Origin of the sequence: Luteimonas flava, from assembly GCF_036584485.1 — a bacterium.
Classification (GTDB): domain Bacteria; phylum Pseudomonadota; class Gammaproteobacteria; order Xanthomonadales; family Xanthomonadaceae; genus Luteimonas; species Luteimonas flava.
This window is the reverse complement of the sequence record NZ_JAZHBM010000002.1, coordinates 815,929-828,216: the sequence shown is the minus strand read 5'-3', so window position 1 is coordinate 828,216 and position 12,288 is coordinate 815,929. Positions and strand designations below refer to the sequence as shown.

Genomic DNA, 12,288 nt, shown 5'->3' with positions numbered 1-12,288 from the left:
CGTCGCGAGACTGCGCGGTTACTTGGCCGCGACCACGCGGACCATCTCCAGGCACTTGTTGGAGTAGCCCCACTCGTTGTCGTACCAGCTGACCAGCTTGACGAAGGTCGGGTCCAGCGCGATGCCCGCCTCGGCGTCGAACACCGAGGTGCAGGTCTCGCCGCGGAAGTCGGTGGCGACGACCTTGTCTTCGGTGTAGCCCAGGATGCCCTTCAGCGCGCCTTCGCTCTGCGCCTTCATTTCGGCACAGATGTCCTCGTAGCTCGCCGGCTTGTCGAGTTCGACCACCAGATCAACCACCGACACGTCGGACGTCGGCACGCGGAAGCTCATGCCGGTGAGCTTCTTGTTGAGCTCCGGGATCACCACGCCGACGGCCTTGGCCGCACCGGTCGAGGACGGAATGATGTTCTCCAGGATGCCGCGGCCGCCGCGCCAGTCCTTGTTGCTCGGGCCGTCGACGGTCTTCTGCGTCGCGGTCGCCGCGTGCACGGTGGTCATCAGGCCGCGCTTGATGCCCCACTTGTCGTGCATGACCTTGGCGATCGGCGCCAGGCAGTTGGTGGTGCACGAGGCGTTGGAGATGATCGCCTCGCCGGCGTAGGACTTGTCGTTGACGCCGAACACGAACATCGGCGTGTCGTCCTTCGACGGCGCCGACAGGATCACCTTCTTCGCGCCCGCATCGATGTGCTTCTGCGCGGTGTCCTTGGTCAGGAACAGGCCGGTCGACTCGATGACGACGTCGGCGCCCACCTCGTCCCACTTCAGGTTGGCCGGATCGCGTTCCTGGGTCAGGCGGATCTGCTTGCCGTTGACGGTCAGCGTGTTGCCCTCGACCGACACCGTGCCCTTGAAGCGGCCGTGCACCGAGTCGTAGGACAGCATGTAGGCCAGGTAGTCCGGCTCCAGCAGATCGTTGATCGCGACGATCTCGATGTCGCCGTCGAAGTTCTCCACTGCCGAACGCAGCACGTTGCGGCCGATGCGGCCGAAGCCGTTGATGCCTACCTTGATCGCCATGAATCCGGACTCCTGCAGCCGCGCGCACGCGGCAAAAGTGGGAAAGACGTGGCCGCGCGGCGCGTGGGCGCCAGCCCGGACAGCGCTGCACAGTCTACCAGCCGAGCCGATCGCGGCGCCCCCGTGACGCATCGCGGCGCGCGAGACAATTCCGATCGAGACGCTTTTCAGGCCAGCGCCTGTCAAGAGGTCTCCCAAACGACGATCAGAACCGCCTGCGCGCACGCCTTTTCCTACACTGACCGCCATCGCGATTGTGGCGCCGGTTTCGCACAACGGACTATCCAGTCGGAGACTGCACCCTCACCCTGACCGCCCATCAGATGACCCCGACGTTCGCGGCGCTTGGCTCGCCGACCGCATGCTGCCGCTCCAGATCGGCGGCAGCACCCGTCCGAAGATGGCTATCGGCTACCTCTTGCAATTGCGGGCATCGGATTGCTCAACGTATCGCGATTCGCCTCAATTCCGATCCCAGCGTCGATCGCACTGTCTATCTGCAGTCGACGCTGAACTCCGCGCCCCGTACCCGCGTCGCCCGTTCTTTGGCGTGAGCGTCAGCTGCGCGACATCCGCCGGGAAGAGACCAGAGGCTCACTCGCGGGCATCAAGCTCGAGCTGGATGACTCACGGAGTCTGGCGAGACGCGAGCGCGCGGAGTACTGCAAGCGGCTGATGCCTGCGCAGTGATATCGATTGAGAGTGTGGCGGGAAGTGATCACTAGGCAACGAGACCCATTGCCGCAAGGCAAGGCAAGCTCCCTTCGCCACCAACTGCTTCTCAGAAGCCGCGCCAGTAAGGGCTAACCGACTACCGCCACTTCAGTCAAAGAAGGGTATCGATGGAACGCATACTGTTGGAGAGAGCTAACGTCTCAGTTCAGGAAGACTGCAACCTTCTCTGAACACTTCGCATACGCCGCCCAAAGCTTCGCATCTGCGCGTGGCCGCATCTCGCGCACCCTCGAGTTCATCCGCTCTTCCATATGCCGTGTGACGCTCAGACCGGACGACGGCGCCGCACTGATTCTGGAAAGTAAAAATGATCTCGCAATCAGTTACTCCGCCACTCCGCACTCGACATTGCTCAAGCGCATCTGAGTCAGCGGATTCCTCTGACGCGGCATCTTGAGCCCAGCCTGACCATCCCGTGCTACGGCTCATTGCATAAGCGCCAAAGCGGTCGATCCAAGGGTAATGGGGGTCAGAAGCACCTAACGAAGGCAGATAGCGAGAGTTGTAAAAGCTCGAGTTGGGATTGCTCTCAGGCACCTGAGCCTGCTGCGAAGGCGTCATCTGTGCATAACTTGGAACGCCCCAAAGCAGGAGCCCGATACCAAGAGTAGAGAAGAAAAAAACTGCTCGTAGCATTCCGAATCCGCTCCTTGGACCAGCCCGCGACTGCGAGGCCCTATCTACCTCTCACGCCATCAACGTAACCGTCATCGTCAGTGCTTTTTCTAGGGCCTGAGCGCTGCGTGGGCATAGTTGTATCAGCAACCTGACCCGAGCTATTGCGACCGACAGCACCGAAACTGGAATTGGCTGCGAACTGCCCCAGCGTCCCGCTGAAGAACATTGCGGCCATCGGGGGTGCCATGACCATCAACACCGACATCAGCAGGCCGATGCCGCCTTGCTGCATGGCCGCCGCATTGAGGCCGCCCGGGGGTACGACACCGGGCACATCGATGATGTCCTGCGTCATCAGGGTGTATTGCAACAGCATGGCGGCGGCGGTGATCGCGACCAGCTTGGTCGCCACGGACACCATGAAGGACAGCACGGCCAGACTGAACATGGTCCCGAGACCGTACAGCAGCCATCGTTTGAACAGGTCCTTGGTCTGGTCGAACATCAGGCACAGAATGAACAGCGGTCCGAACCCGACAAACAGCACCAGCGCGATCTTGTAGAGCAGCAGCATCGCGCCGCCGACGACGGACGGCCCTGCGATGCCGATGCCCATCAGCGTGATCGTGCGGTCCTGGCTGGTCTTGTTCTGCGGGTCGTCCGCGCCGACGCCGACCCGGTCCACCAGCACGAAGATCAACCCCATGATCTTCAGATTCTTGTCGATCGACTCTTCGGGCTTTTCGTCGGTGCCGGTCACGATGGCGTTGATCGATTTCGGCAGGCCGTCGGCGAGAAAGCTGGTCAGGTTGGTGCCGGCGAACGACATCGCGGTGGCGGCCGATACGATCAGAAACACCCGCAGCGAGCCGACGACCAGGCCCATCATCGATTCCCGGCTGCGTCCGGTGACGATCATGAAGCCCTGCATCAGGATCCACAGCGTGCAGAGCGTCAGCGCGAGGCCGCTGACGAACTGCGTGCCGCGCGCGATCAGACCGGTCTGGAACGAGGCGATCTGGGAGTTCAGAAACTCGAAGATCAGCGCGAAGAACGCCCACTGGGCGAAGCCGGCCAGACTGTCCATGTCGAACTCCGAAGTCGTTACAGCGAGGCGGGCAGGTCCACGCCGCCCCGGCCGGTGAACAGATTGCGGGTCAGCGCGATCTGCGTGTGCCGGATGTGCGCGACCCTCGCCTCGTAGGCACGCATGTAGGTCTGGAAACGGTCGCGATCGTTGTCCATCAGTGCGGTCAGCGCGAGCAGCTCGTTCGAATTGGCTTGCAGGTCGGCATAGTCGTCCGTGCCCAGTGCGCGGCGACGCTGCTCGATCGCTTCCAGACGCGCATGGTGCTCGGCGGCGCGCTCGAACATCCGCATCGCGAATGCGTACTGTGCGAGCTCGGTCTGCACCATCTCGCGGCAGAGCGTGCGCTGCCGCTGCCCGAGACCGCTCGAGATACCGGACGGACACAGCCTGCCGATGCTCAGGGACGCGGCCGAAGGCGCGGACGGATCGAGTTTGGCCGTGCCTTCCGGCTCGGCGACGAGTTCGACGGTCTCGCCGGTCGGCTTGTGATTGACCTGCAATCGCGTGTTGACCTTCTGCAGCTCGCCGACGACGGTCGTGCTGCCGCCTCCGCCGATGCGGTCGCGCAGCTGCTGCACCTGCTGGTAGGTCTCGCGATCATGCACCTGCCATGCGGCCGTCGCGGCGCCTGTGGCGAGAATGGCGGCGACCGCGATCGCGACGACGAACCGGCGCCGCAAGCGCGGCCAACCGGGGCGGATTCCGAATGTGCGATGCAGACCGCTGGCGAGGCTGTGTGCACCCGCCTGATGGCTGATCCGGGACCTCATGCGACACCTCCTGTGTCCGTGTGGCGGGGAAAGTTCATCGATCCACGAGTGCGACGGCGTCCGGGCGGTTGCCAGGTTGAACCGGATTCTGCCCGTGACGAGCCCGTCCGGACCCTTTCCGTTGCGCATAGAACGCGGGCAGCCAGTGTTCGGGGCCGAGCTCGCCATGCGCGACGCCCAGGGACGTCGCCTGCTCCGCGACGATCCGATGCATGATCTCGATGTTGTCGGTACTCGACGAGATGACCGCCAGGGCATCGTCCATACCGCGCAGATTCAACTGACACACGGTCGAGGCATGTCCCTGCTTGACCAGGAAGCTGCGCGAACGCTCGTCGAGCGAGCGGACGACCTCGAACTCCGCTTCGGTCAGCTTCAGGCCTTCGACGTAGTCCTTGCGCGACGCGTTCGGATTGGGCAGCAGGATCAGGGTCGCCGTCTGTTCGATCAGGGCCGCGGAGATGTCGCTCGCCAGCGCATCCTCCGGACTCTGCGTCGCGAAGATGCCCAGGCCGTTCTGCTTGCGGATCGTCTTCTGCTTGTTCTTGGCGAACTCTTTGAGCGCGCCGCCACCGTCGAGGATCTTCCAGAACTCGTCCATGACGTAGATCAGCGGCCGGCCGTCGATGAGCGCTGCGAGCCGGTGCAGCAGATAATTGATGACCGGCACGCGCACTTCGGGGTTGTCGATGACCTCGGTGTAGTCGAAGCCGATGATGCTGGCGCGCTCCAGATCGATGACGTCCACGGGATTGTCGAACACCCAGCCCAGTGCGTTGCCGGCCGTCCATTTGCGCAGGCGCGCGTACAGGCCGTCGTCGCCCATGTTGGGCAGGCTCTTCTGGAAGTTGCCCATCGATCGCAGCTGGGCCGGCATGTCGAGAATGCTTTCCACGGCCCGGTGGATATCCTCGTCCTCGCGCGCCGTGTACTGGGACTTTCCGGCGAGCACCTTGACCAGCCCGGCGAGGAACTGCACGTTGGCCTCGGTGTGCGCGCACTGGAACGGATTGAAGCCGGTCGGCGCGCCGTTCTCCAGCGCGAGATAGGCGCCGCCACAGGCCCGCACGAAGATCTCGGCGCCGCGGTCCTTGTCGAAGAAGAAGATGGTGGGCACGGGATCGAACTTCTGCACCTGGCTCAGCAGGAAGTTGATCAACGCCGTCTTGCCGGTGCCGGACTTGCCGATCACCATCGTGTTGGCGATCGCCTTCTCCCCCAGCGACTGCTCGGCCGGATGCGTGGCGTGGAAGTTGAAGTAGTAGGGCTGACCGTTGGTGGTCTGCAACGCCGTGACCGCGTCACCCCACGGATTGTGCGCGCGCTTGCCGGTGGCGAAGTTGTGCAGCGGCGAGAGCCCGAGGAAATTCAGCGAGCTGACATTGGCCAGCCGGGTGCGGAACTTCCAGTTCGCCGGCAGCTGGGAATAGAACGACGCGCAGACCGCGAGGTCTTCCTTCACCGACACGAATCCGGCGTTGGACAGTTCGGCACGCGTCGTGGCGATCTGCTGCGCCAGCGCCTGCTGGTCCGGCGCGTACAGCGCCATGATGAAGTGGTACTCGCCGAGCACGAAATTGCCCGATGCGATCTCGTCCATCGCATGATCGAGTTCCGCGATCTGGCTCACTGCCTTGTCGCCGGAGGAGATCATCATGCCCTTGGTGCGGTCGAGCACCTTCAACGCGTCCTGCCGACCCATCGGGCTGAAGGAGTGCGTGATGACGTACTCGAAGTCGAGATACTTCAGCGCATTGAGGATGCCCGGCCAGGTGGCGTCGGTGTACTCCTTGATGTTGAGGATCGCGCCGTACTGGTTGCCGCCCCCCGGCGTACTGATCACGAAGTCGCCTGTGCGAGCCGAGAAGGTGTGTCCGCTCACCGCGAGGTAATCGCAGACCGGCGCGCGCAGCACCGGGACCGGGGCGTCGATCCGGTTCAACAGGTAGGCGAACAGCTCCAGCGTCTCGGAGAAGACGACACCGTTGTCGCCGGTGTACATGCCAAGCCGTGCAGGCGCGTAATCCCGGAGCACCGCTTCCACATTGCCGGCCAGTTCGACGAGCTTGGCGACCGCCTGGTCCTGCTCCGCCTGCAGCCGCGCGAGATCGGAGGATTTCTCGACAAGCTTTTTGCCGCTGACGACCGGCCGGAAGATCATCGTCAGGTACAGCTCGTTCTGCATGATCTTCTGCGTGGAGAGCGCCTCGAAGTACTGGTCGGACAGCGCCTGGTTGAACGTCTGCGCGAAATCGGCCGACATGTCGATACGACCGCGTCTGCGCACGTCGTGCACCCAGAAGGCGACGTTGACGAAATCCGGCGCGCGCAGCGTCTGCAGCATGCGGTTGAAGGTGGCGTGCCGGTGTTCGAGTTCCCACGTCTCCCGCCCGACGAACGGCAGGCCGCCCAGACGCCAGGTCAGCAGATAGTCACCGCCGGTGGTCTTGACCACATGCGGTGACACATGGGCCGACAGCGGCACGAACTCGGCGATCGACGTGGCGGGCGCGCGCATGGTCAGGATGTCCCGCGGCCGTCGTGGATGTCCGGCCGGTAGCTGTTCGCCGTGAAGATCCAGACGTTGCCGTGCCGGCCGACATCCCGGGCACGGAGCCGGAACATCCAGCGCAGGCCCAGCAGGCGGAAGATCATCTCGTCGCGTCTGGCCATCTGCCGCATGACCATGATCACGAACGGCAGCAACGCCAGGAAGAACATGTCGATATAGAACGTCAGCAGCAGACAGGCGCCCGCACCGACCGCGAACGGCAGGTAAGGCACGCCCATGAACATCGGCGGGCGGGTGCAGCCTCGGAACAGGATGTCCTTACGCATAGCCCGGCAGCAGCTGGACCGCGATCATGGCGGTCGACGTGACGTCGTCGGGCAGCAGCATCTTGGCGATCTGCGCCGCGGCGCCGATCAGGAAGCCACCGATCAGGACCGGTGCGACGTCGCCGATGCGCTTGTGGTTGAACGCGATCTGGTAGCCGGCAAAGATGATCGCAATGGTGACGACCGCGATCGATGCGACGTTCAGCAGCGCGTTGATGTTGCCGAAGAAGCTCTGCACCCGTGTGGTCGCGCCGGCCACGTCCTGGGCCCAGGCGGCGATCGGGAGCAGCGCGAGCGCGCCGCAGACGAGCGCCCCGCGCAGTCGGGTGCGGGCATGGCGGGCGCGATCGGGAGTGATGATTTTCTGCATGATGCTGTCCTTGGCGTTGGCGGTGGTGAGTTCGCGGGTTGGCGGTCTGTTCAGAACACGAACGCGGTGTCGGTGGATGGGTTGGGCGTCCCGGATTGACCGGTCGTGCTGGTGGTCGGCGCGCGCTGTTGGGGTGGCGCGGACGTGAGCTGCACCGTGACCGGGGCGTCCGCGTCGATCTGCGGCGATCTCGCGTCGGGTGCCTGGCGGACGGACGCCGGCAGCGCGGTCCCGCTCGCCTGAAGACGGATCATCGAATCCGTGGGCGCCGCCTGTCCGGCAATCGCAGTCTCAGAGAGGGGCCTGTTTCCACGTGAAGCACCGGCAGCTTCCTGCACGCGGCGGGCCAGCCTCGAGGACGGCGCCGCGGCCTCGCCGACGCGCGAGGTAGGAGCGGACGCAGCGCCGTTGCGGATTACCGGAATCGACTGTGCCGGCGCGACAGCCTGCCAGGAGGCGAGCACCTTCTGCACGTAACCGTGCTGGTAGCCGGTGACGAAGTTGCCCGAGTAGTAGCAGCTGAAGGCCTTGCCCCAGTCGCCGCCGGCGCGTGTGTGGCACTCGGAGAGGATCTGCGCGCCTGCACGCAGGTTCGGACAGATCTCGAAGGCTTTCTCGTGTGAGTCGAGCCCGTAATGACGCAGGTTGTGCCGGTTCACCTGCGCCAGACCGAGCGAGAAGTTGTAGCCCTCGCGCTCGAGCATCCGGCTGGTCGAAAGCGCTTCCTCGAGCGTCCGCGGCTGGCGTGCCAGGCGGCCGCCGACCACACCGATCGCGAAGGGGTTGTACGACGACTCGACACGCACCACGTGGTGCATGACCTCGGCAGGGACGGCAAGCCCGGCGCAGCCCATCAGCTCCATGCCGGGCAGCATCAGTACACCCTCCCCGTCTGCGTGCGCGTCATGTGGACCGCCGCGTGCGGTTGCGTGAACGTCGGCACCCGACTCATGCCGCCACCGCGCGTTCGGGATCGAAATCGATACCTGTGATGAAGCGGCGGCCCGCGTGCGCCTTGATATGGACGACGATCTCGATCGTCATGCGCAGCAGGCGCTTGATCACGTCGAACTCCAGCCCCGCACCTTCGGCGGATGCCTTGACCATCAATGCGAGCTGGTCCCAAGTCTGTTCGGTGCTGCCCGCGTGGCAACTGGTGATCGACCCGGGATGGCCCGAGGCGCAGTTGCGGATGAAGTAGAACGACTCGTCGCCGCGGAGTTCGGCGAGGATGATCCGGTCAGGCTTCATGCGCAGACAGGCTTCCATGCAGCTCTTGGCGGTGACGTTGCTCGCACTCTGGCCGCCCTTCGAGTACAGCAGATGCACGACGTTCGGTTGGCGCAGGAAGAGTTCGCGGGCGTCCTCGATCGTCACCAGCCGTTCCTGCTCGGGAATGTGGTCGACGAGGGATTTCATGAACGTGGTTTTGCCGCTGCCGGTCGCACCGGCCACGACGATGTTCTTGTGGTAGCGGACGGCCTGGCGGAAGAACTGCGCGTAGTCGCGGGCGCGTCGCAGTTCGAGCAGTTCCCGATCCTGGTCGCTGATCGACGCCGACGTCTCGGGAATCTCGGCGAAGAAGCCGTCGCGCTCGTACTCGTCGAGTGTCCGGGCGTAGCGCGACGGCAGCCGGATCGTGATCGAGACCCGCCCCGCGTCGCAGGCCGGCGGAATCACGAACTGCGCGCGTTGCCCGGTGGGAAACGTCAGCGACACCATCGGATCGACGTCGGTGATCCGCTGGCCCGTATTGCTCTCGTTGACGATCGACGTGCAGAACTGCCGCGCGCGCTCGAACGTCAGCGACGGGACGTCGGTGCGGCGCCAGCCCTCCCGGGTTTCCAGATACAGCTCGCCCGGCCGATTGATGCATATCTCGGTCACGTCCGAAGACTGCATGTGCGCACCGATGCCGAGCACCTCGTACTGGTACTCGAGGAACCGGTTGGAGATCTGCGCGACGGTGGCGGGCTCGAGGTCCATGGCCGGCTCAGCGCACCACCGCGGAGAAGTCGACATCGCGTGCGACGTAGACGTTGACCACGGTGCCCTGGTTGATCGTGACGGTCGGTGGGCGCGCCATGTTGCGCTCCAACGCCATGTTGGCCATCCGCTCGAGCGTGCGTGCGGTGTTGCTCTCGTAAGGGTTCTGCACGACGAAACCGTTGCCGAATGACGTCTGCGGCCGGCCGTGTTCGGCGGCCGCGTACTTGAACGCGTCGCTGAGCATGCTGATCAGCAACGCCGAGGCGAGCCGCTGGCCCCAGTGCGCCGTGTAGTGGCCCGCGTTGCCGGCGGCGCCGAGCGCGTCCACACCCGGGCTGCGCATGTTGACGTCGAGCCCGGTGGGCGTGGTGATCCTGTCCCAGACGATGCCGGCGCGATCGCCGATGACACTGTCGGCGTTGTAGAAGCCCATGACCTTCGAACCACGCGGCAGCAGCAGGCGTCTGCCGTTCACCGAGTACACCGGCTCGGTGACGATGCAGGAGGTGTAGCCGGGAAAGTCGCTGATGACGCGCGATTGCAGCACGCACCGGATGTAGGTACCGCGCAGCAGCAGGGTGTCGGGGCTGTAGAGCGGGCGTGCACTGGTGGGCCCATCCGCGGGCGCCTGCATGACGGACGCCGGCGCGGCCGCGCCGAAGCCGTCGGGCACACCCGGCATTCCATCAGGCCCCGTGCTCGACATGCCGGACATGCCCGATCCACCCGCGACATCCTGCATGCGCCGTTCCAGGAGCGATGGCGCGGCGCTGCCGGAGAACATGCCGCCCGACAGTGCCTCGCCCATGCCGGCGGACGGCGCCGGACGCGGATCCTCGATCACCGGCAATGGCGGCAGCTCCGGGGGCGGCGCTGCGGGCCTTGCCACCGGCAGTTCGGGCAGATCCCGCGGCGCGGCCGGGATCACGATCTGTTCGCCGGTCTGCGTGCGGGGACGCGCGTCATCGCTGGCCAGACCGCCGCCCGAAAACACCCAGAACGCCAGCCCGCCGAGCAGCAGCACGATGCCTGCGAGGAACACCAGCGCGCGGCGGTTGAGGCGTTGGACCTCGGCCGCCTGCAGCACCGGCGCGTCCGCATCGAGATCCGCCTGCTGGCCCAACCGCGCCTCGTAGGGATTGGCCGGGCCGCGACCGCCCGGACCGGGCGCGCGTTCGGAGTCGACGGGATGCTCGCTCACGGCTCGGCACTCCTGCGCAGGCCGACGACGTGCGCGCCGTGCCGGACGACCAGAAAGGGATAGGTCCCATGGACCACGATCACATCACCTTCGACCGTCGAATTGACGACGAACTCCTCGCCGTGTTCGCTGTCCCGGGCGAACACCGCGGGAAAATTGCCGCTGGGAAAGCGGGCACGGTCCCCCATGCGGATATAGGTGAAGCGCCGATCGTCGTAGACCGTCGACGGCACCAGCCAGTGCGGCGTGCGCCGGTGCTGGGTGTAGTCGTAACGGAAGTGGTACTGCCGGTCGGGCTGCAGGCCGGTACTCAGTTCGACGGCTGCCTCCGGTGCTTCGGCCGTCTCGGGCGCGAAGCGGGTATCGCCCGGATAACTGAAGCGGATCTTGTACTGCACGCCGGCGGCCCGTGCCTGATCGAGCGAGCGCCAGTCGCTCGCGACGACCTTCAACTCGAAGATGTAGGCGTGCGCGGCGGTGCGCACCAGCAGATTGGTGTCGACGTCGACGTTCCGCGGTTTGACGTAGAACACGTTGTCGCGGCGACTGATCTCCCAGCCGCCACTGAAGCCGCTGCTGTAGTCGAGAATCTGTTCGTGCGCACTGAGCTCGATCTGGGTGGTGATGCCCAGCCCGGTCCGCACCTGGTAGACGGCATCGGGCTGGTAGGCGTATTCCTCCACGACTTGCGCCAGCGCCGACAGCGGGGCCAGCAGCAACAGCGCGACCAGTACGCGGCATGCGGCTGCGATCGGGCGGCGGTGTGCACCACGACTCATGGGAGGGCTCCGGTCACGCCAGGTTCGATCGGCGGGATGTCGGCGTCGTCATCCGACCAAGCCGGCGGTGGCGCAGCCGCGCCGAGCGTCGACGGCGTCGCCGCAGGACGCGGCACGGGGAACTCGCGATCCGGCACGGGACCGGCGGCGAAATCCAGATCGACGCGGTAGTTCGTCACCCGGAAGCCCAGCGGATTGAGCAGGCGGTCTTCGTCGCTCAATCGCAGCTCCGGGTTGTAGGCGAACTCGAGCGTCGCGATCCGCGCATCGATGGGTTCCACGCGCCCATTCGACTTGTCGTAGAGGCTGCGCTGGAAGCGCACGGTCGCACCCGACGGGCGACGACCTTCGCCTCCACCGATCAGCACGATGCTCAGGATCCGCGTCCGTACCGAACGGCCCGTCCCGTAGATCCGGAACGGGCGTTCGGGGTTATGTTCGGCATGCAGGCCGATGTAGGCGGGTGCGACCGCAGGACCGGCCATCGACAGCGTGGTCCGCCAGTTGCGCTGACCGATCAGTCCCGAGTCGTAGGACTCGCGCGCGAGCACGAACTGGGCAACATTGCTCTTGTTGATCGCCTCTTCCGTCGTGACGTCGCGTTCGTTGAAGTTGCCCGACAGCCGCGCGACGCTGGCGGTGCCGGTATAGGGATCGGCCATCACGAGATAGGGCACGCGCTCCTTCAGCGGCAGGAACAGCACGTAACCACCGGCGAGGATCACCGACATCGCAACCGCACAGCCCGCCACGCGCCAGGCGCGCCGCTCGCTGCGCCGCATCTGGTCGGTCAAGGTGAGTTCGTAACTGACCCCCTGCGCGACGGTCTTGTCGATCTCCGGGGATGCGGTGCGTTTGCCGAACATGCGTGCCCC

12 protein-coding genes are annotated in these 12,288 nt (G+C 65.2%); all 12 read right to left on the bottom strand.

Annotation, left to right across the window (positions count from 1 at the left end):
* Positions 1 to 18: 18 nt before the first annotated feature.
* Positions 19 to 1,023, bottom strand: coding sequence for a type I glyceraldehyde-3-phosphate dehydrogenase (gene gap, locus V3391_RS10760; protein ID WP_332078404.1), 1,005 nt, complete (start codon positions 1,021 to 1,023; stop codon positions 19 to 21).
* 867 nt (positions 1,024 to 1,890) lie between these two features.
* On the bottom strand, positions 1,891 to 2,319 hold the full coding sequence (locus V3391_RS17840) for a DUF4189 domain-containing protein (RefSeq protein WP_425497251.1): 429 nt from the start codon (positions 2,317 to 2,319) through the stop codon (positions 1,891 to 1,893).
* A 115-nt stretch (positions 2,320 to 2,434) separates the two neighbouring features.
* Positions 2,435 to 3,463, bottom strand: a complete 1,029-nt coding sequence (locus V3391_RS10755; protein WP_332078403.1) for a TrbL/VirB6 family protein — start codon at positions 3,461 to 3,463, stop codon at positions 2,435 to 2,437.
* Between the two features lie 17 nt (positions 3,464 to 3,480).
* Complete coding sequence (locus V3391_RS10750; RefSeq protein ID WP_332078402.1) at positions 3,481 to 4,236, bottom strand: hypothetical protein; 756 nt, start codon at positions 4,234 to 4,236, stop codon at positions 3,481 to 3,483.
* Between the two features lie 34 nt (positions 4,237 to 4,270).
* On the bottom strand, positions 4,271 to 6,754 hold the full coding sequence (locus V3391_RS10745) for a VirB4 family type IV secretion/conjugal transfer ATPase (protein ID WP_332078401.1): 2,484 nt from the start codon (positions 6,752 to 6,754) through the stop codon (positions 4,271 to 4,273).
* A gap of 2 nt (positions 6,755 to 6,756) precedes the next feature.
* Entirely contained in the window at positions 6,757 to 7,074 is a 318-nt protein-coding gene (locus V3391_RS10740) for a VirB3 family type IV secretion system protein (protein WP_332078400.1), read from the bottom strand.
* Positions 7,067 to 7,444: a TrbC/VirB2 family protein gene (locus V3391_RS10735; RefSeq protein ID WP_332078399.1), complete on the bottom strand. Its 378-nt coding sequence runs from the start codon at positions 7,442 to 7,444 to the stop codon at positions 7,067 to 7,069. The genes V3391_RS10740 and V3391_RS10735 overlap by 8 nt, the downstream gene beginning before the upstream one ends.
* A gap of 50 nt (positions 7,445 to 7,494) precedes the next feature.
* Entirely contained in the window at positions 7,495 to 8,307 is an 813-nt protein-coding gene (locus V3391_RS10730) for a lytic transglycosylase domain-containing protein (protein ID WP_332078736.1), read from the bottom strand.
* Positions 8,308 to 8,392: 85 nt separating this feature from the next.
* Positions 8,393 to 9,430, bottom strand: coding sequence for a P-type DNA transfer ATPase VirB11 (gene virB11 / locus V3391_RS10725; RefSeq protein ID WP_332078398.1), 1,038 nt, complete (start codon positions 9,428 to 9,430; stop codon positions 8,393 to 8,395).
* A 7-nt stretch (positions 9,431 to 9,437) separates the two neighbouring features.
* Complete coding sequence (locus V3391_RS10720; RefSeq protein ID WP_332078397.1) at positions 9,438 to 10,634, bottom strand: TrbI/VirB10 family protein; 1,197 nt, start codon at positions 10,632 to 10,634, stop codon at positions 9,438 to 9,440.
* Positions 10,631 to 11,413: a TrbG/VirB9 family P-type conjugative transfer protein gene (locus V3391_RS10715; protein ID WP_332078395.1), complete on the bottom strand. Its 783-nt coding sequence runs from the start codon at positions 11,411 to 11,413 to the stop codon at positions 10,631 to 10,633. Before V3391_RS10715 ends, V3391_RS10720 begins: the two co-directional genes overlap by 4 nt.
* Positions 11,410 to 12,279 (bottom strand): VirB8 family type IV secretion system protein, encoded by an 870-nt coding sequence (locus V3391_RS10710; protein WP_332078394.1) that lies wholly within the window; start codon positions 12,277 to 12,279, stop codon positions 11,410 to 11,412. Before V3391_RS10710 ends, V3391_RS10715 begins: the two co-directional genes overlap by 4 nt.
* Positions 12,280 to 12,288 lie beyond the last annotated feature (9 nt).